At 63.1% G+C, this 19,471-nt stretch carries 17 protein-coding genes and 1 riboswitch; of the genes, 6 read left to right on the top strand and 11 right to left on the bottom strand.

From position 1 onward, the window contains the following. Nucleotides 1-193 precede the first annotated feature (193 nt). A complete protein-coding gene (locus tag AC07VI_RS27550; protein ID WP_492992241.1) occupies nucleotides 194-769 on the bottom strand; it encodes a TMEM165/GDT1 family protein in 576 nt (191 codons plus the stop codon). Nucleotides 770-777: 8 nt separating this feature from the next. Next, a riboswitch (yybP-ykoY riboswitch) is annotated at nucleotides 778-960 on the bottom strand. 146 nt (nucleotides 961-1,106) lie between these two features. Between AC07VI_RS27550 and AC07VI_RS27555 the strand changes: the two genes are divergently transcribed. From AC07VI_RS27555 to AC07VI_RS27565, 3 genes are all read left to right on the top strand, one after another. Further along, the gene (locus tag AC07VI_RS27555) at nucleotides 1,107-3,500 is read left to right on the top strand and encodes a M1 family aminopeptidase (RefSeq protein ID WP_099376145.1); all 2,394 of its coding nucleotides are present in this window, start codon (nucleotides 1,107-1,109) and stop codon (nucleotides 3,498-3,500) included. A gap of 118 nt (nucleotides 3,501-3,618) precedes the next feature. Next, nucleotides 3,619-5,478, top strand: coding sequence for a M1 family metallopeptidase (locus AC07VI_RS27560; protein WP_086146725.1), 1,860 nt, complete (start codon nucleotides 3,619-3,621; stop codon nucleotides 5,476-5,478). Between the two features lie 22 nt (nucleotides 5,479-5,500). Then, complete coding sequence (locus tag AC07VI_RS27565; RefSeq protein WP_086146724.1) at nucleotides 5,501-7,138, top strand: serine hydrolase; 1,638 nt, start codon at nucleotides 5,501-5,503, stop codon at nucleotides 7,136-7,138. Here the strand turns inward: AC07VI_RS27565 and AC07VI_RS27570 are convergent. Next, on the bottom strand, nucleotides 7,077-7,595 hold the full coding sequence (locus AC07VI_RS27570) for a hypothetical protein (protein ID WP_157792489.1): 519 nt from the start codon (nucleotides 7,593-7,595) through the stop codon (nucleotides 7,077-7,079). The two genes, AC07VI_RS27565 and AC07VI_RS27570, sit on opposite strands and share 62 nt — an antisense overlap. 94 nt (nucleotides 7,596-7,689) lie before the next feature. Here AC07VI_RS27570 and AC07VI_RS27575 point away from each other — a divergent pair, with 94 nt between their 5' ends. Further along, nucleotides 7,690-7,881, top strand: a complete 192-nt coding sequence (locus AC07VI_RS27575; protein ID WP_086146722.1) for a hypothetical protein — start codon at nucleotides 7,690-7,692, stop codon at nucleotides 7,879-7,881. 68 nt (nucleotides 7,882-7,949) lie between these two features. Here AC07VI_RS27575 and AC07VI_RS27580 read toward each other — a convergent pair whose 3' ends face one another. Beyond that, nucleotides 7,950-8,780, bottom strand: coding sequence for a class I SAM-dependent methyltransferase (locus tag AC07VI_RS27580; RefSeq protein WP_086146744.1), 831 nt, complete (start codon nucleotides 8,778-8,780; stop codon nucleotides 7,950-7,952). 85 nt (nucleotides 8,781-8,865) lie between these two features. Continuing rightward, nucleotides 8,866-9,525 carry a pyridoxamine 5'-phosphate oxidase family protein gene (locus tag AC07VI_RS27585; RefSeq protein ID WP_086146721.1) on the bottom strand — a complete coding sequence of 220 codons (660 nt, stop codon included), beginning with the start codon at nucleotides 9,523-9,525 and terminating at the stop codon, nucleotides 8,866-8,868. A gap of 108 nt (nucleotides 9,526-9,633) precedes the next feature. Between AC07VI_RS27585 and pdxR the strand changes: the two genes are divergently transcribed. After that, nucleotides 9,634-11,139, top strand: coding sequence for a MocR-like pyridoxine biosynthesis transcription factor PdxR (gene pdxR, locus AC07VI_RS27590; RefSeq protein WP_086146720.1), 1,506 nt, complete (start codon nucleotides 9,634-9,636; stop codon nucleotides 11,137-11,139). A gap of 28 nt (nucleotides 11,140-11,167) precedes the next feature. Next, complete coding sequence (locus tag AC07VI_RS27595) at nucleotides 11,168-11,773, top strand: imm11 family protein (RefSeq protein WP_086146719.1); 606 nt, start codon at nucleotides 11,168-11,170, stop codon at nucleotides 11,771-11,773. Nucleotides 11,774-11,801: 28 nt separating this feature from the next. Here the strand turns inward: AC07VI_RS27595 and AC07VI_RS27600 are convergent, their stop codons facing one another. The 7 genes from AC07VI_RS27600 to AC07VI_RS27630 all read right to left on the bottom strand — a co-directional run bounded on the left by AC07VI_RS27600 (nucleotide 11,802) and on the right by AC07VI_RS27630 (nucleotide 19,449). Further along, entirely contained in the window at nucleotides 11,802-12,581 is a 780-nt protein-coding gene (locus tag AC07VI_RS27600) for a spermine/spermidine synthase domain-containing protein (RefSeq protein WP_086146718.1), read from the bottom strand. Nucleotides 12,582-12,640: 59 nt separating this feature from the next. Continuing rightward, the gene (locus AC07VI_RS27605) at nucleotides 12,641-13,165 is read right to left on the bottom strand and encodes an FxDxF family PEP-CTERM protein (RefSeq protein ID WP_086146717.1); all 525 of its coding nucleotides are present in this window, start codon (nucleotides 13,163-13,165) and stop codon (nucleotides 12,641-12,643) included. Between the two features lie 238 nt (nucleotides 13,166-13,403). Further along, entirely contained in the window at nucleotides 13,404-14,759 is a 1,356-nt protein-coding gene (locus tag AC07VI_RS27610; protein ID WP_216356367.1) for a sensor histidine kinase, read from the bottom strand. Then, nucleotides 14,759-16,105 (bottom strand): sigma-54-dependent transcriptional regulator, encoded by a 1,347-nt coding sequence (locus tag AC07VI_RS27615; protein WP_492992247.1) that lies wholly within the window; start codon nucleotides 16,103-16,105, stop codon nucleotides 14,759-14,761. The genes AC07VI_RS27610 and AC07VI_RS27615 overlap by 1 nt, the downstream gene beginning before the upstream one ends. 28 nt (nucleotides 16,106-16,133) lie before the next feature. Next, nucleotides 16,134-17,372 carry an ABC transporter permease gene (locus tag AC07VI_RS27620; protein ID WP_492992249.1) on the bottom strand — a complete coding sequence of 413 codons (1,239 nt, stop codon included), beginning with the start codon at nucleotides 17,370-17,372 and terminating at the stop codon, nucleotides 16,134-16,136. Between the two features lie 28 nt (nucleotides 17,373-17,400). Beyond that, complete coding sequence (locus tag AC07VI_RS27625; protein WP_086146714.1) at nucleotides 17,401-18,723, bottom strand: ABC transporter permease; 1,323 nt, start codon at nucleotides 18,721-18,723, stop codon at nucleotides 17,401-17,403. 9 nt (nucleotides 18,724-18,732) lie between these two features. After that, the gene (locus AC07VI_RS27630; RefSeq protein ID WP_086146713.1) at nucleotides 18,733-19,449 is read right to left on the bottom strand and encodes an ABC transporter ATP-binding protein; all 717 of its coding nucleotides are present in this window, start codon (nucleotides 19,447-19,449) and stop codon (nucleotides 18,733-18,735) included. Nucleotides 19,450-19,471: the final 22 nt, after the last annotated feature.

Below are 19,471 nucleotides of genomic sequence, written 5' to 3' on the forward strand. Positions count from 1 at the left end.
GTGGGTGCGGCCGTGGCGGCGGGAGCATGGCTGGCACAGGCGGCCAGGCACAGCGCCGCCACTTTTCCATTTAACTGCATAGATTCCTCAAAAAAGCGCGCTGACCTTGCGGGACCGGCGCGCCTGTGTTTATGTCGGCGATATTGTAATTATGAGCATGAACATTGTAAATGAGGAATTATTCAGCCCTGTGTCAGAAACCCAGGCGCGCACCGGCGCCAAGCAGGGTGGCCACGCCCAGCACGGCAAATACGAGTGCCGCGATACCGTGCACCAGACGCAGCGACACGCGGTTGGCAATCTTGTCGCCCAAGTACACGGCAGGGACGTTGGCAAGCATCATGCCGAGAGTGGTGCCCAGCACGACGGAGACAATGTCGTGGTAGCGCGCCGCCAGCGCCACCGTGGCCACCTGTGTCTTGTCGCCCATTTCCGCCATGAAGAAGGCGATCAGGGTGGTCAGGAAGACGCCATATTTGGCCAGCCTGGTCTCTTCTTCATCGAGCTTGTCGGGGATCAGGGTCCAGGCGGCCATGGCCAGAAAGGACACGCCCAGCACCCAGCGCAGCACGTCCGGCCCCAGCATGCTGGTGATCCAGGTGCCGACGGCGGCGGCGAACGCGTGGTTGGCAACGGTGGCGACGAAAATCGCCAGCACGATGGACAGGGGCCTGCGGAATTTGGCGGCCAGCAGAAAGGCCAGGAGTTGGGTTTTGTCGCCGATTTCAGCGAGGCCGACGATGCCGGTGGAGATGAGAAATGCTTCCATGAGATTGCAAGAGGTACGTGGGCCGGACGAATTAACCAATGATCCACGGGCGACTCCGGCCCATGCGGCCGCCCTGGATCAATGGTCTCGTCAAGTTTTTCAACCACCTGCACCATGGCCTGCGGGCCAATTATGTTGATACAGGTTCCTGCGGCAGGACCGCGGGACGACTACTCCCCAATGTTCGAGGCGCATCATACGCCAATGCCTGTTTCTGCGCCAGTGCCACTGGCCGCCGGCGCTGTGCTGCGTGTGGGACTTCCACAACAATGATCGATTTGCAAACAGACTCGACTTAGAATGCAGTTCTGTCCACGACTCCCAGATGGAATGCGCCATGCCGGTTCTTGTCCGCTTGCTTGCCCTGTGCCTGACCTTGATTTCCCCCTTGACCGCCATGTGCGCCGCCGCGCCTTTCGACGACAAGTTCCGCCAGCTCGAAGAACTGCTGCCCACGCCGAACGCCTACCGCACCGCATCGGGCGCGCCCGGCCACGCTTACTGGCAGCAGCGCGCCGATTACGTGATCCGCGCCACGCTGGACGAAGCGCGCCGCGAGATCACTGCCAGCGAACAGATTACTTACCATAATCGCTCGCCCGACAGCCTCGCGTACTTGTGGCTGCAACTGGACCAGAATGGCTTGCGCAAGGACGCTGACCAGCGCCGCGTCCTGAGCGCGCCCTCGCGCCAGGCCTGGTTGGGTAGCAGCGAAGAAGAAGCGCTGAAGTTCGAGGACTTGCGGGCCATCCATGCGGGCCGCGAATTTGACGGCGGCTTCAAGCTTACCGCCGTGAAAGCGGCCAGCGGCAAGCCGCTGCCGTATGTTGTCAACCAGACCATGCTGCGCATCGATTTGCCGGTGGCGCTGGCGCCCGGCCAGAGCATCACGTTCAATATCGACTGGTCGTATCAGATCAATGACCAGAAGGTGCTGGTCGAGCGCTCCGGCTATGAGTATTTTGAAGACGACAAGAACGCGATTTTCCAGATCGCGCAGTGGTTCCCGCGCATGGCCGCCTACTATGACGCCGTCGGTTGGCAGCATAAGCAGTTTCTTGGCTCGGGTGAATTCACGCTGGAGTTTGGCGATTACGAGCTGTATCTGACGGTGCCGGCCGATCATGTGGTGGCGGCCACGGGAGAATTGCAAAATCCTGCCACCGTGTTGAGCACGGCGCAGCGCGAACGCCTGGCGAGGGCGAAAAACAGCGCTACGCCGCTGCTGGTGATCACGCCCGCCGAGGCGCTGGCGGCGGAAAAGGGCCGGGCGGCGGGCATGAAAACCTGGCACTTCAAGGCGGCCAATGTGCGCGACGTGGCGTGGGCATCGAGCCGCAAGTTTATCTGGGATGCGCAGGGTTTGAATAGCGGCGGCAAGCGCGTAATGGCCATGTCCTACTATCCGAACGAGGGTAATCCGCTGTGGCAGCAGTACAGCACGCGCGCCGTCGCGCATGCGATCGAGCAGTACAACAAATACAGTTTCGACTATCCGTATCCGAACGCGATTTCCGTCAATGGCGCCGTGGGCGGCATGGAGTATCCGATGATTGCGTTTAATGGCGGGCGCCCCGTGAAGGACAAGAAGACGGGGGAAATTACGTATTCGAAGACGACCAAATATGACCTGATCGGCGTGATCATCCATGAAGTGGGGCACAATTATTTCCCCATGATCGTCAACTCGGACGAGCGCCAGTGGACGTGGATGGACGAGGGCCTCAATTCCTTCCTGCAGTACCTGGCCGAGCAGGCGTGGGAAGAGCATTTCCCGTCCTGGAATGGCGAGCCGCGCAAGATCGTCGACTACATGCGCAGTCAGAATCAGGTGCCCATCATGACCAATTCAGAATCCTTGCTGCAGTTTACGGCGAATGCCTACGACAAGCCTGCCACCGCCCTCAATATCCTGCGCGAAACCATCCTCGGGCGCGAACTGTTCGACTTCGCCTTCAAGCAGTACGCCTTGCGCTGGAAATTCAAGCGCCCGACGCCGGCCGATTTTTTCCGCACCATGGAAGACGCTTCCGGCACGGACCTGGACTGGTTCTGGCGCGGCTGGTTCTACACCACCGACGCGGTCGACATCAGCATCGACGGCATCAGCGAATATGGCGTGAGTACAAAGAATCCGGAAACGGAAAAGGCGTGGAAGAAGGCGCAGAAGGCGGCGCAGCCTATCTCGATCTCGGACCAGCGCAACAAGGCGCTGCCGAAGAAGGTGGATACCGATCCTGCGCTGAAGGATTTCTATAACCAGCACGATGAGTTCACGGTCACCAACAAGGACCGCAACAGCTATGCGGAAGAGCAGGAAACGCTGGAACCATGGGAGCGTAAACTGCTGGAACAGCACAACATGGGCAAGCATTTGTACCTGGTCGATTTTTCGAATCTCGGCGGTCTGGTGATGCCGCTGATCCTGGAAATCGAACTGCAAAGCGGCAGGAAAATCACCGAGCGCGTGCCGGCCGAAGTGTGGCGCTACGCGCCGCACAAGATCAGCAAGGTGATCATCACGGACGAACCGATGGTGGGGCTGGTGCAGGACCCGTACTGGGAGACGGCTGATATCGACACCAGCAATAATTCCTGGCCGAGGAAAATCACGCCATCGCGCCTGGAACTGTTCAAGCTGGACCGCGACAAGAACAACCTGATGAAGGATGTCAAAACACCGCTGAAGGCGTCCGAGCCAAAGCCTGAGGCCAGGCCGGAGACGAAATAGGGAAGCAGCGCCGGCCAGCCCGGCGCTTTTTTCTGCCGGCCAGCGCCGGAAGTGCTATTCTGCGCGACGCCCCGGCGCACACGGACCGGGGCTTTCGCAAATCATTCAAAAGACGACCATGCAAACTATGACCTTCCTGCGCGCGCTGGGCTGTGCGCTACTTTGCCAGGCGACCCTGGCCGCGCACGCCGATCCCCTCAGCTACGCGCGCTACGACCAGGTGCGCACGCGCGACCTGCAGCTGGACCTGAAAGCCGATTTCAAGCAAAAGACCCTGTCCGGCTATGCCGAGCTGTCCTTGAACTGGATCGATCCGGCGGCGCGCACCCTGGTGCTCGATACGCGCGACCTGTCGATCGCGAAGGTGCAGGTGCAGGACAAGCGCGGCGCATGGCAGATGGCGCCGTACCAGCTGGACAAGGCCGATCCGGAAAAGGGCCAGGCACTGCGCATCACCACCACGGGCCAGCCGGGCAAGGTGCGCGTCTACTATCACACGGCCCCGAACGCCATCGCGCTGCAGTGGCTCACGCCGCAGCAAACCATGTCGGGCAAGCTGCCTTTCATGTTCAGCCAGTCGCAAAGCATCAACGCCCGCTCGTGGGTGCCATCGCAGGATACGCCGGCCGTGCGTTTTACATATAGCGCGCGCATCGATGCGCCAGCGGGTATGCGCGTCGTGATGAGCGCCGAGAACGACGAGAAGGCGACCGGCAAGGGCGGCTGGAAATTCAGGATGCCCCAGCCGATTCCCTCGTACCTGCTGGCCATTGCCATCGGCGAACTGGAAGTGCGCAAACTCGGCCCTCGTTCCGCTGTGTATGCGGAACCGCCGCGTATCAAAGCGGCTGAATACGAGCTGGCCGATACGGAAAAGATGATCCAGGCAGCCGAAGCGCTGTACGGTCCGTATGGCTGGGGGCGCTACGACATGATCGTGCTGCCGCCATCGTTCCCCTACGGCGGCATGGAAAATCCGCGCCTGACCTTCCTTACGCCGACCATGATCGCGGGCGACCGCAGCCTGGTTGACCTGATTGCGCATGAACTGGCCCACTCGTGGTCTGGCAACCTGGTCACCAACGCGTCGTGGAAGCATATGTGGCTCAACGAAGGCTTCACCACGTACGTCACGACGCGCATCGTCGAGCAGCTGTATGGCAGCGAAGTGGCGCAGATGGGCGTGCAGGTCGACCAGGAAGAACTGGCCGCCTCGATCCGCGAATTGCCGGCCGCGAAAACGGCGCTGGTCACGCGCGATGCGGATGCCAATCCCGCGGAAACGTACACGGACGACGGCATCATCTACCCGAAAGGCGCATGGTTCCTGGCCACCATGGAGCGCCGCGCGGGCCGCGCCGTGTTCGATCCTTTCCTGCGCGGCTGGTTCGACCAGCATGCGTTCCAGAGCGTCACGACGGAACAGTTCATCGCCTATCTGCGCAAGAACCTGCTGACCCAGCATCCGGACGTGATGCCGCAAGCGGAACTCGATGAATGGCTGTATGGCACGGGCGTGCCGGCCAGCGCACAGCGCGTCGTCTCGCCACGCCTGGCGCTGCTCGACCAGCACCGCGACGCCTGGCTGAAAGGTGAACTGGCGACGAAAGACCTGGGCATGGACAAGTGGATCGCCATCGAATCGATGCATTTCCTGAACGATGTCAACAACAAGGCCAGCGCGGCGCAATTGCGCGAACTGGACCAGGTCTACGGCGTGGGCAAGAGCGGCAACAATGAAGTGGCGTACCGCTTCTATCTGGCCTCCGTGAACGCCGGCTACGACGTGCGGCAGCCTTTGCAGGCATTCCTGCTGAGCGTGGGCCGCCAGAAGTTCGTCGTGCCCCTGTACAGCGCCTTGATGAAGACGCCGCAAGGCCATGTCTGGGCCAAGGAGGTGTACGCGCAGGCGCGCGAACGCTACCACCCGGTGACGCAGGAAAGCGTTGATAAATTGATGGCCGCGCAAGCGCATTGAACTTTCTCTGGATATCCTGACCATGCATACCATGAACCGTCTCGCCGCCGCCATCGTGCTGGCGTTTTCCAGCATCGCCGTGCCGGCGCTGGCAGCCGATGCAGTACCCGTCGTTGCCGCAGCGCCGGTGCCTGCGCCTGCCTTCGATCTTGAGCGCGACGTCGCCACCGCCCTGACAGTGTTCGACGTGCCCGGCATGGCGATCGCCATCGTCAAGGACGGCAAGGTCGTCACCGCCAAGGGCTTTGGTGTGCGCAAGCTGGGCGAACCGGCCGCCGTCGATGCGCAGACCTTGTTTGAAGTGGCATCGAATTCGAAGGGTTTTACGGCCGCTGCGCTGGCCATGCTGGTTGACGACGGCAAGCTGGCCTGGGACGATCCCGTCACCAAGCACCTGCCCGGTTTCCAGATGCACGATTCCTACGTGACGGGCGCCATGACCATCCGTGATTTGCTGACGCACCGCAGCGGCCTGGGCCTGGGTGCGGGCGACTTGCTGTGGTGGCCGACTACCACCTTCAGCACCGACGAGATCATCGAGAAACTGCGCTACATCCGTCCGGCCACGAGTTTTCGCAACAGCTATGCCTACGATAACCTGCTGTACATCGTGGCCGGCAAGATCATCGCCGACAAGGCGGGGAAAAGCTGGGGCGAGGCCATGCATGAGCGCATCCTGGCACCGCTGGGCATGACGGGCACCACCACCAGCCTGGCCGAGAATGCGGGTAATCCCGACGTCGCCCATGCGCACAGCAAGATCGACGGCAAGATTGCCGCCGTCAAGTCGATGCCCGTGCCGAACGCGGTGGGCGCCGTCGGCATCAACACGAATGCGGAAGATATCGCCAAGTGGATGATGGTGCTGCTCGACGGCGGCAAGATCGCCGGCGTGCAGGGCAAGGACGGCAAGGAAGCGCGCCTGTTCAGCGAAAAGCAGGGCCGTGAAATGTGGACCGCGCAAACGCCGATCAAGATTCCCGAGCCGAAGCCGGCGCTGGCCGCGACGAAACCGAACTTCAGCGCGTATGGCCTGGGCTTCCAGCTGCGCGACTACAAGGGCATGAAGGTCGCCATGCACGGCGGCGCGCTGCAGGGATTCTATTCGCGCGTGCTGATGGTGCCGGAAGCGAAACTGGGCGTGGCCATCCTCACCAATGCGGAAAATGGCGGTTCGATGACGGCGCTGCAATGGCGCATCCTCGACCATTACCTGCAGGCGGCGCCGTCGGACTGGCTGGCGCTGGTGGCCAAGGTGGAGCAGGACCAGCATGCGGAAGAAGTGAAAAAGCAGGGCAAGGCGTCGAGCGCGCGCGCGGCGAAATCGCAGCCGTCGCTGCCGCTGGCCGCGTACGATGGCGAGTATGAGGACGCCTGGTACGGCAAGGTCGTGATCAAGCCGGAAGGGAAAAAACATATCCTCAGCTTTACGCGCACGCCGGACCTGACGGGCGAGCTGGAACACTGGCAGCACGACACCTTCATCGTGCGCTGGAAAGAGCGCAACTTCAATGCCGACGCCTACGTGACGTTTTCGTTGAACCCGGATGCCAGTATCGACCGGGTGAAGATGGCGCCCGTGTCGGCCGAGACGGACTTCAGCTACGACTTTCAGGACTTGAGCCTGGTGCCGGTGAAGCCCAAGGAAGCGAAGAAATAAACTGTCGATACAAAAACCGCAGCCTGGCCTGCGGTTTTTTTTCGCGCCTTTCCATGCAAGTGGGAGTCGGAATGGCCGCAGGCCGGTTTTTATTCCATGAAAGGGCGTGAAATGAAAATGTTATCTTGTTTTCTTGTTTGCGTATTTGGTAACTTTCTTTGGTGCTACTATTTTTATGCGCTATACGTCTATCGATAGGTGGAAGTTGGCGGCTGGCGTTCTGCCCTGGTTTTTTATAACGATGAACTTTTTTGCTAACGGGATAAAAATGATCAATTTCAAGAAAGCCGTAGTTGTCTTCTGTGCCGCTGTCGGTTTCGCCGGTGCCGTCAGTTCGAGTGCATATGCCTTGCCGTCGCGTGAAACGTGTGAGGAAGCCCGCGATTCCTGTCTCGCCGATGGCAATGAAAACGACTGCGCGCTGGTGCGTCGCCTGTGCGGCGTGTACGGCATTCACGTCTGAGCGTGTTGCTGCCTGCGTGCACGCGCTGTTGTGATCTTCCAGTTCACTAGTTTCTAGATCGGCTCAACTCTTTGGGAGTGGAATAAAAATGATCCATGTGAAAAAGGCGGTATTTGTCTTCTGCGCCGCCGTTGGTTTGGCCGGTGCCGTGAGCACCGCGTATGCGCAGCCGACACGCCGGGAGTGCATGCAGGCCCTGATTGACTGCACCGAAAATGGCACGGCGAGCCAGTGCATGCTTGTCTCGCGCTCTTGCGGCGTGTACGGCATTTACCTTTAAGGCGCGCTGCGCGCACAAGGCAATGGGGCGCGCCGTATCGGCCCGCCGCCGTTGGCTTTTCTAGTGACTCAGGGTTTGACGAACTTCAGGGTCATGCGGTCGCTCTCGCCGATGGCCGTGTACTTGTCGCGCTCCACGTCCTTGTTGGCGTAGGTGGGTGGCAGGGCCCAGACGCCGCCCTGGTGGTCGGCATGGTCTCGCGGATTGGCGTTGATCTCCGATTTGGCCGCCAGCTTGAAGCCTGCGCCTTCAGCCAGCTTGATCACGTACGCTTCGTGCATGTAGCCGCTGCTGGCCGTGGCATCCTGCACCTTGCTGGCGGGCAGGCGGTGCTCGACGACGCCGAAGACGCCGCCCGGTTTCAGGCTGTCATAGACTTGCTTGAACAGGGCCTGCATGCCCGCTTCGCCGATCGGTATCCAGTTGTGGATATTGCGGAAGGTAAGTACCATGTCGGCCGTGCCCCTGGGCGCGATACGGTAGGTGGCGGGGGGCGCGAAGGCGCCGATTTCCACTTTGCCGAAAGCGGCCGGATTGGCGTCGAGTTTTTGCTGGAAGCGCGCGGCGCCCTTGCGCGCGCCTTCGCTGCTTGACTGCGGGTCATTGCCGGCGGCGATCAGCTTGCCATGCTCGCGCAGATAAGGCGCCAGGATCTCCGTGTACCAGCCGCCACCGGGCGCCAGTTCCACCACTGTCATGCTCGGCTTGATGCCGAAGAACGTCAGCGTTTCATACGGGTGGCGGGCGCTGTCGCGCGTCACGTTGGCTGGCGTGCGCGCACTGCCGCCAATGGCCGCCTTCAGGGCCGCGTCACCTGCATCGGCGGCCAGGGCCGCGCCGCTGCCGCCACAGGCCAGCATGACTGTCAGGGCCGCAGCCAGGGATACTCGCTTCATCATCATATGCTCCATGCGTGATTGGATCGGTTGGTGAATTGGTGGCGATCGCCATCAATGCCGATCATCGGCCAAGCACGCTGGCCGGTCAAGCGGATTCCGTTTGCCATGCGGCGGCATACGCGGGCAATGCGCTGGTGTTTTGCGCGTCGGCGATGGCTGCGCCACGGCCGTGCGTGAAGGGCAGTTCGCCCGTCCAGACAACATGCGCCATGTCGCCCGCGTCGTCGAGCGGGCCGCCCGTGCGCTGCTTGACGGCGCATTCGTCGAGCGCGATGCGCAGCACTGTGGTGGCCGCATATTCCTTGGCGCTGCCGCCACGCACCTGCGCCAAGCGTCCCGGCGCCAGCTTTTCCATCAGCGCATCCATGGCCGCATGCTGCTGGCCGATGTCGGCCACCTTTTCAAATTGCCCATACACCATCGCCGAGCGGTAGTTCATCGTGTGATTGAAGGCGGAGCGCGCCAGCACCAGGCCGTCGAGATGGCTGACCGTCACGCATACGTCGGCATCGTTGACGAGTTGCTTGAGCATGCGGCTGCCGTTCGAGCCATGGATGTACAGGTAGCCGCCGATGCGCCAGCAGGCGGTCGGAATGCAATGGCTGCCCTTGTCGTCGCGGAAGGCGATATGGCACAGGTAGGCGGCATCGAGGATGGCGTACAGGGTGGCTTGCTCGTAGCTGGCCAGTTCGGCGACGCGGCGCACGCGGGTACGGGGGCTGGGAGGGAGGGCGGTGGCGGTCATGGCGGAAGTCCGGTTGGTTGAAGAGGCTGGCCGCACTATAATCGGCATCTGGTTCTGAAAAAAGATCCAGAGTCGACAAATAATTTAGAGCCACATGGAGGGACGCGCATGGATTTTGCTTTGCTGCTGAATGCGTTCGAAGGCAGGCACCGCGAACGGGGCTGGTCGCGCCAGCGTTTGCTGCATGAATGCCTGCGTACGGCGATCCGTGATGGCCAGCTGGCACCCGGCACGCGCCTGGCCGCTACGCGGGTGCTGGCGGCGGAACTGGGCTTGGCGCGCAATACGGTGCTGTATGCCTATGAGCAGCTGGCCAGCGAAGGGTTTGTCTTGCCGGATCGGCGCGGCACGGTGGTCGCCGGCAGCGTTGGTGCGGCAATGGCACCGTTGGCCGAGGGCGACGAGGATGGCTTGTCATTCCGTGCCCGGCATTTGCGCGGCGTGGCGGGACAGGACGTGAATGCGGCGGTGGTGTTTCCCGCCGATGCGATGGCGGCGTTCGCGCCTGGCGTGCCCGCGCTGGACGAATTCCCGCTGGCGCAATGGCGCCGCGTGCTGGATCGCGCCTGGCGCGCGTTGACGCCGCGTCAGCTCAACTACGGCGATCCTGCTGGCGAGCCGCAGCTGCGCATGGCCATCGCGGACCATTTGCGCTCCTCGCGCGGCGTCGTGTGCAATGCGGGCCAGGTGTTCATCACGGATGGTACGCAAAGCAGCCTGGATGTGTGTTTGCGCGCCTTTGCGGATCCGGGGGAAACCCTGTGGATGGAGCATCCCGGTTATGGCGGGGCGCTGGCGGCGGGGCGCGCTGCCGGCTTGCACGTGGTGGGTATTCCGGTCGACATGGATGGCATCGCGCCGACGGACAGGGACTGGCAGGATACCCCGCCGCGCCTGATCTACACCACGCCGTCGCACCAGTATCCGACCGGCAGCGTGCTCAGTCCCGCGCGCCGCATGGCGCTGCTGGAACGCGCCCGGGCGGCGGGCGCCCTGATCATCGAAGACGATTACGACAGCGAGTTTCGTCATGGCGGGCCACCCCTGGCCGCCATGCAGGGACTGGTAGCCGACGCACCGGTCGTGTACCTGGGCACGTTCAGCAAGACCATGTTTCCCGCCTTGCGCATCGCCTTTATCGTCGTGCCGGCCGCGCTGGCCGCTGCATTTGCGCAAATGCAGGCGCAAGGCGCCGCGCGGGGGCGCGTAGCCGAACAACTGGCGCTGGCCGAGTTCCTGCGCAGCGGCCTGTTTGCGCGCCATGTGCGGCGCATGCGCCGTCTGTATCGCCAGCGCCGTGACGCCTTGAGCGCGGCATTGCAGCGCCATGCATGTGCGGGCGCATCCATCCATGGCGGCTCTGCCGGCATGCATTTGGCGCTGCGTTTTCACGATGCAGGCTGGGATGATCTGGCATTGAGCCGTCGCGCCGCGCACGACGGCATCGTGGCGCTGGCGCTGTCCGCGCATGGTACCGGCGAGCGGGCCGGCTGGAGCGGTTTTTTGCTCGGCTATGCCCAGGTTCCGGCCGAGCACATGGATGGCCTGGCGCGTCGCGTTGGGACGCTGCTTGCGCAAGCTGGCGCGGCTGGACAGACAAAGCGGGCAAAATAGACCTTTGCCAGGCCGAAGAAGACTGCCCATGATACTGAGCTGGAAAGCCCCTGTTTATTACAATGACAAACTGATCGGCTCCTACGACACGACGCGTGGCTCGTATGAGACCGCGGGCTCGAACTTCGACTACCTGGCGCTGCTGCAGGGCGCGCCGTATCCGTTCGACATGGACAGGCCATCCGTGCATGTCGTCTGCGACCAGGCAAAACTCCTGAAATATGACTGCCTCTGGCTGCTCGGGAACGTGCCGCTGATTTCGGCCCGTCTGGCGGACTTTCTTGCCGGCGCGGGCGATCAGGACGTTGAATTGATACGCCCGGCATGCATCATGGCCGATGGGGAGCTGGTGGGCGAGCCGTTCTACATCTTGAACGCGATGCACCAGGCGCAGGTCGTCGATCTTGCGCGGTCAATAGCGCAAACGGATGACGTTGGCAACGTCATCTACTTCACGCGGACATTTTTCCGCGACGAGGGGCTGGCGCCCAGGCATATTGCCAGGGAAGCGCAATCGGGCGACCTGCTGATCTCCAGCGAACTGGCAGGCCGCATCAGGGCCGGGCGCTTCAAGGGCGACAGGAACCTGGGGTTTTATCGCGCCGAAGGAAATTGGCAGCCCGTTCTGGAATGAGATGCAGACGCGCTGCGCCCGCTGTCTCCTACTGCTGGTCCAGCATCCACTGCTTCAAGCCGTTGACCCAGTTCTTGGCCGGCAGGTTGAACTGTTTCTTGATGCTGGCGGCGCGTTCGTACAACTCGCTGAAGTCGAGCGACGGCGACTTTTTGAAGGCCAGCACGACGATGTTTTCATCTTCCATTTCCGGCACCCACACGACGGCGTCGAACACCAGTTCCATCGCCTGCAGATTCTTGTCGTAGTTGGGGAAGTCGCCAAACACGTTCGTGCACATGATGCCGTCGTCCGTCAGGCAATCGAAGCAGGCCTGGTAAAACTCGGGCGTGTCGAGCACGGGGCCGCGCGCCTCCTCGTCGTACAGGTCGACCTGCAGTACGTCGACCGTGCCGTGGTTGGCCATGTCGAGCACGAAGTCGAGCGCGTTCATTTCGCGCACGTCGAGACGCGTGTCGTTTGGCGGCAGCGCGAACTGGGCGCCGCAGATGGCGATCACGTTCGGATTGAGCTCGATGGCCGTGACGGAGGCATCAGGAAAGCGGCGGTAGCTGAATTTGGTCAGTGCGGCGCTGCCCAGGCCCAACTGCACGATGCGTTTCGGCTGCGTCTTGAAGAGCATCCACATCATCATCATTTGCACGTATTCGAGCTCGATGGCGTCGGGTTTGTCGAGGCGCATGGCGCCCTGCACCCACTTGGTGCCCAGATGCAGGTAGCGGATGCCGCGGTGTTCGGTGGTGGTGGCGGGCGGGTGGCCCGGGTGGCTGAAAGCGGTGTGGCTGGTGGAGATAAAATCGGTTGTCATGGCGCCAGTTTAGCAGCCGTCAAAGAAAAAGACGCCGCAGCGTCTTTTGGGTGGTGCGCTCAAGATTGCTTGCGGCGTCGCGCCAGGAAGCCGAGTATGCCCAGGCCTGCCAGCAGCATGCCATAGGTTTCCGGTTCAGGAACGGGAGCCAGGTTCAGGTTGAAGACGCCGCCATAGCTGCCGCCCTTGGTGTTGCCCATGACGGTGAGGACCAGCGGGCCATTGAACAGGATGCTCGTCGGCGCCAGGACTTCGCCTTGGGCATAGCCAAAGACGGTAGGTCCGCCAAAGCCGGTCAGTCCTATGCCGTTCAGGTCGGCAGCGGTGAAGTGGATGGAAGAGCTGTCCGTGCCCGTGACGGACAGGTTGGCCAGGAAGGCTTGCGCGGTGGAGCCGAAGATCGCGTTCGGTGTGAACGTGAAGGTATCCGTGAAGTCGCCAAGCGGGCTGGGCACGGCGTTGAAACCGCTGGTCCACAGATTGCCCGTGGTATTGACGAGGTTGACCACGTAGGCGGTGGCGCTGGCGCTGCCGATGGAAGCAGCGCTCAGTACTGCCGCTGCGATGAGTGATTTTAGTTTCATGTTGATCCCCGCGAAAAAACGATTAATGTTTCAAAAAAACCGTACCGCAGTGATAAATTATCGCCAAGATAATTCGTTGTCAACGAGCTATTTTTATATCATTATGCAAACTTAAATAGCTTATTTCTAACACACGGGCATGGGCCGCGAAAAGTTGCGATATTTAAAATTATTATTATCAATATCGCACTCAAAAATAGTCTGGGATTTTGTGATGTAAAAATCGTTACTTTAGGAACTAATTTCTGTCCAGTAAGGGAAAAATCAAGGTCACCGCCAGGCCGCCACCTTCGCGGTTGGCCAGGGTGATGCGCCCGCCATGCGCTTCGGCGATTTCGCGTGCCAGAGCCAGGCCCAGCCCCGTGCCGCTGCGCTTGGTGGAGTAAAACGGTACCAGCGCGTTTTCCAGCACGGCGCCGCTCATGCCTGGCCCGCGGTCGTGTACCTCGATGCGCAGCTGCCCATGCGCCTGACTGACGTGCAGGCCGATCTGCTCTGCCCGCGAGCCTGATTCCAGCGCATTCTTGAGCAGGTTCAGCAGCGCCTGCTGCATTTGCGCCGCATCGAACACGGCTGCCTGCGCCGGCGGCGGACAGTCGAGCGTGAAGACTGCCTGCGAAGCCAGGCTGTCGAGGAACGGTTGCCACTCGCACGGGGCCAGACGGGGAGCGGGCAGTTTGGCGAAGCGGGCGTAGCCGAGAATGAATGTCTCCAGGTGGCGCGTGCGTTCCTCGATGGTGGCGAGGATTTGCGGCAGGCGCTCCGTCTGGCCGCGGCGCACCAATTCGGCGCCGGAATGGGCCAGCGAGGCCAGTGGCGCGAGGGAGTTGTTCAGCTCATGGCTGATGACACGGATGACTTTCTTCCAGGTCTGCACTTCCTGGCGGCGCAGTTCCAGGGTCAGCTGGCGCAACAGCAGCAGTTCGTGCTTGCGGCCGTTCAGGCTGAAACTGCGACGCGCCAGGTGATATACCTCTTCCTGTTCTCCATCGCCGCTGGTGAACAGGCCGTCGCTGGCGCGCGCCAGTGCCTCTGCCAGCGCGGGGGCTGCCTGCTGCACGATGTCGGTCAGGTGCTGGCCCTCCAGCCGGCGGCCCTCGTTGAGCAAATGGCGCGCGGCCAGATTGGCATAGACGACGGCATTGCCCTCGGCCACCAGCAGCATGGCCACCGGCGTGTTTTGCACCATGGTGTCGAGCAGCAGTTCGCGCTGCACCAGATCCAGGCGCTGCTTGCGCAGCACGTCGCCCAGAGCATTGTGCGCTGTCACCAGGTCCGCCAGCTCGTCGTTTTGCGGCCAGCGCAGGCTGAAGGCGAAGTCGCCGTCCTGGTAGCTGGCGACCGTGCCGGAGAGGGCGCGAAACAGCGACAGCATCGCCTGTAGCTGCGCGCGGATGGTGATGATGGCGATCGGCACGATGCACAGCAGGGACAGGCCCAGCACCAGCCATGGCTGGCCTGGCAGAAAATGCGCGAGCAGCAGGGCGATGCCCATGCCCAGTATCAGCAGGGTGACGATCAGCGCCGTCCAGCGCGTGAGTAATGAAAGGCGCTGGCCTTGCGGATGCCGCGGTGTGTGCTGGACGGGTGGCATCAGGCGCGTGCAATGCCCAGGCGCTCCATGCGCCGGTACAGCGCCTGGCGCGACAGGCCCAGTTCTTGCGCCGCCTGCGCCACCACCCCGTGCGCGCGGTCCAGCGCGGCCACGACGCTGTCGCGATCCGGTTCCGTGCCGGCGCCATCCTGCGTTGCGCGCGGCACCGTTGCCAGCGGCAGCCCCAGTTCGGCCGCGCGTATCACGGGACCAGCTGCCAGCAGGCTGGCGCGCTGCATGACGTTTTTCAGTTCGCGCACATTGCCCGGCCAGCCATGGGCCAGCAGGGCTGCCTGCGCCTGTGTTTCGAGTGTCTTGTCCGGTCCGAGGAAATGCCGCGCCAGCACGAGGATGTCGGCCGGGCGCTGGGCCAGCGGCGGCAGGCGCAGCTCGATCACGTTGAGGCGGTAAAACAGGTCTTCGCGGAAGGTGCCGGCGCGTATCATGGCCGGCAGGTCGGCATTGCTGGCGCTGATGACGCGCACCTTCACCTGGCGCTCACGGTTCGAGCCGAGGCGCTCGAAGCGGCCCGTTTCCAGCACGCGCAGCAGCTTCATCTGGCCGGCCAGCGGCAGATTGCCGATCTCGTCGAGAAACAGGGTGCCGCCGTCCGCCGCATCGAACTTGCCGTCGCGCGCCCGGGTAATGCCCGTGTAAGCGCCTGCTTCTGCGCCGAACAGTTCCGCCTCGATCAGTTCCACGGGAACGGCGCCGCAATTGAGCACCACGAAGGGGCCGGCGGCCACCTGCGAATTGGCTTGCACGATGGCGGCGATACGTTCCTTGCCGCTGCCGTTCGGCCCCGAAATGAGTACGGACACGTCGGCACGCGCCACCTGGCACGCCAGATGCACGACTCGTTCCGTGGCTGGGTCTTGCCACACCATGCCGCGCAAGTCGAAGTCGCGCTCCAGGGTGTGGCGCTGGCGCTGTTCGGCCACCACACGCTGGCGCAGCGCGCGGTTGGCCTGTCCCAGCTCCAGCAGGTTCTGCACGCTGGCGATCAGGCGCCGGTCGTCCCATGGCTTGGCCAGATAGTCGGCCGCACCGGACTTGATCAGGTCGACGGCCGCGTCGAGCTGGGTCCAGGCCGTCAGCAGGATCACGGGCAGGTCCGGGTGGCGCGCGCGGATGGCATGGAACAGCGCGCTGCCTTCCTCGCCCGAGGTGGTGTCGGCCGTGAAGTTCATGTCCTGCACCACCAGGTCGATGGCGTGGCGCTCGAGCAGCTGCAGGCCCTCCTCGGGCGAGGCAGCGCGCACGGCGTCGATCTCGTGCAGGGAGAACAGCACGTCGAGCGCGATGGCCACGGCGGCATTGTCGTCAATAATCAGTACGGTAGGCATGCGCGCAGCATATCACTCAGGTGCCGGCTCAGGTACTGCGGGTGGCAGTGGCCGGCGAAATGCTGGCCGCGCGCCATGCCGGGCCATACACGGCGCCCACTCCCAGCAGCCAGAACACGAGCGCGCCGGCCAGCAGGTAGCCGGGCGGCAGGCGCGCCATTTCCAGCTGGCTTACCAGCAGCTGGTTCAAGCCCAGTGCCAGCAGCACGCCGCACGCCACGCCGACGCTGGTGATCATGAAATTCTCCGTCAAAAAATAGCGCAGGATGTCGACGCGGCGGGCGCCCAATGCGCGCCGCACGCCGATCTGCTTCCTGCGCTGCGTCACCCACAGGCTGGCAATGCCGACGATGCCGCTGGCCGTCACCAGCAGCAGCAGGGCCGAGACGGCGATCAGCGTCCAGGACAGCCCGCGGTCGGCCCGGTAGCGTGACTGGCGATGGTGTTCCAGGGTGTCGATACGCACCAGCAGGCGGTCGCTGCTGGCACTGCGGATGGCTTGCTCGGCCTCCTTCATCAGGCGGTCGCGCTGGCCCGGTTCGGCGCGCACGGCATATAGCAGTGAATCGCGCCCGCCCGTCAGGCGCGCCGGCAGCAGGATCGAGTATTCGCCTTCGGCCCTGACCTGGCCGACCTGCGTCTGCAGCCGCTCGACGACGCCGACCACGCGCAGCTCGGGATCATCGGCGCCGGTACCCTTGTACAGCGTCTTGCCGACAAAGCTGGTGTCGCCTGGCCAGATCTTCTGCGCCGCCGCGCGCGTCACGATGGCCACCTTCGGGTAGCTGTCGTCGACATCCTCGTCGATCTCGGGCACTTCCTCGGGCCGGAAGTCGCGCCCCTCCACCAGTTGCAAGCCGTAGGTCTTGACCAGTGAATCGGGGGTGACGTAGGTCGAGATGTTGGCGCTGGGCGTGACCTGGCTGCGCTTGGCCGACACGCTGGTGGAGTTACCGGAGCGCGACAGCACCGCCTGCGACGTCTGCGCTACCGACAGCACGCCCGGCAAGGCGCGCAGCAGGGACGCCTGGCGCTTCTGCTCGGACAGCTGGCGCTGGTGGCTGCCGCGGTCCATGTTCTGGATATTGACATAAAAAATGTCGTTTTCAGCGGCCACGCCGGTGGGCCGCGCGGCTACGGCCTGGCGCAGGTTGACGATGTGCAGGGCATTGGCCAGGATGGCCAGGCTGATCGCGATCTGCACCGCCACCAGGATGGCGCCGGTTTTGCTGCGCATCAGCGCCGACAGGATGGGACGGATTTCCATGCTGGACCTCATGTTGGGGAAAGGGGTGTCATTGGGATTTGAGCTGGATCGCCGGCGTCACCTGGCAGGCGCGCCAGGTGGGCAACAGGCCGGCCAGCAGGGCCGCCAATACCGACATGGCAAACGTCAGCAGCAGCATCGGCACATCCATGTGCGCGACAGTGCCCAGTTCCTCCGACTGCTGGCTGACCACGGCCAGCGCGCCAAACGCCAGCAGCAGGCCCAGTACGCCGCCGGCCAGGCCGATCACGCCGCTTTCGATCAGGAACTGGCGGAAGATGTCGCGCCGCGTGGCGCCCAGCGCGCGGCGGATACCCACCTCGCTGGCGCGCACGGAAAACTTCGCCAGCAACAGGCCGATGGTGTTGACCAGGCACAGCAGCAGAAAGCCGAAGGCCAGCCAGGCCGCCAGTTTGTTGTCGTTGTCGACCACCTGCAGGTAGTTCATCCATTCGTTCAGGTCGTACAGCCGGTTCGGCGCATTGCGCATCATGCGCCCCAGCTTGCGCTGCTCGCCTGCATAGGCGTCCAGGTACTGCTGCAGCTGGCCACGTTCGCCGCTGCTGGCCATTTCGAACCAGAACTGCAGCCAGGTGCAGCCGGAGGCGAGCCGGCCCTGGAAGCCGGGGGCATTCTGGTCGCCATTGCAGCTCATGCCGCCGTCGTGCTCCGTTTCGTGGCGGATGGCGCTGGCAAACGGGATGAAGAATTCATCCTCCGGGCCGAACGCGCCTTTGCTGCCGATGATGCGGTGGGAGCGTGGCACCACGTCCCAGGCCGCCAGCACGCCCGTCACCATGTAGGGCCGGCCAAGCACCGTGACGCGCAGGCCGACGGGGTTGCTGCTGCCGACCAGTTTTTCGGCCAGCGCGCGGTTCAGCACGATCACGTCGGCGCCGCTGGCGTCGTCGGCTTCGCTCCACGGCTGGCCGTACAGGAAGGGGGCGTCGAACATGCTGAAGAAATCGCGCGTGGGCGCAATCCCCTGGGCCTGGAAGGAGCCGATATCCTTGCGCGCCGGTTCGACCGGACCGGCCACGCCATACATGACGGTGCGGCGCACGCCCATCTTGCTGGCCATGAAGTTGCGCGCATCGATATAGCTCATCTGGGATTGCGCGAAGCCGGGCTTTTGGCCGGGCACGTAGCCCTTGACGGGCAGGATGTCGATCATCGGCACGAACAGGCGGTCGCTCTTGTGCGGCAGCGGATCGCCCGACATGGCGTGCAGGATGGTGACGGTGGACACGCTGGCGGCCACGCCGACGGCCAGGGTCAGCACCATCAGCGCGGTCAGGGCGCGGTTGCGGCGCAGGCTGCGCAGGCCCAGCGTGAAATAGTAGCGGAACATGGTTTCTCCTTACGCAGTCGCGGCGTGCTGCGGCCTGGCCGACAGCGTGGCGCCGTGCTGCACCAGGTCCGACACCTGGCCGTCGATGATGTGCACATTGCGCTGGCTGCGCAGCGCCAGTTCCGGATCGTGCGTGACCATCAGGATGGTGGTGCCTTGCGCATTGATCTCTTCCAGCAGCTCCATCACGCCGCGCGCCATCTGCGTGTCCAGGTTGCCCGTCGGCTCATCGGCCAGCAGCAGTTTGGGCGAGCCGGCCAGCGCGCGCGCGATCGCCACGCGCTGCTGCTGGCCGCCCGACAGTTCGGCCGGATAATGCCTCATGCGCGACGCCAGGCCGACTTTGGTCAGCGCCTCCTCGATGCGCTCCTTGCGTTCGGCGCGGTTGAAGCCCCGGTAGCGCAGTGGTACGTCGACGTTGTCGAACAGCGACAGGTCGGGAATCAGATTAAAACCCTGGAAGATGAAGCCCAGCTTTTCGTTACGCAGGCGCGAACGGGCATTGTCGTTCATGCCTTTCACGTTGACGCCGTCGAGAATGTACTCGCCATCGGTAAATTCCTCCAGCAGCCCGGCGATGTTCAGGAAGCTCGTCTTGCCGGAGCCGGACGGACCCGTGACGGTAACGAATTCACCTTGCCTGACGTGGATTTCGAAGCCGCGCAGCGCGTGCGTTTCGATCATGTGGGTGCGGTAGATTTTGCTCAGGTTTTGCATGCGCAGCATGGGAATGCTCCTCGTTGTCTGA

The sequence above is a fragment of the Janthinobacterium sp. GW821-FHT03A03 genome (assembly GCF_059421435.1).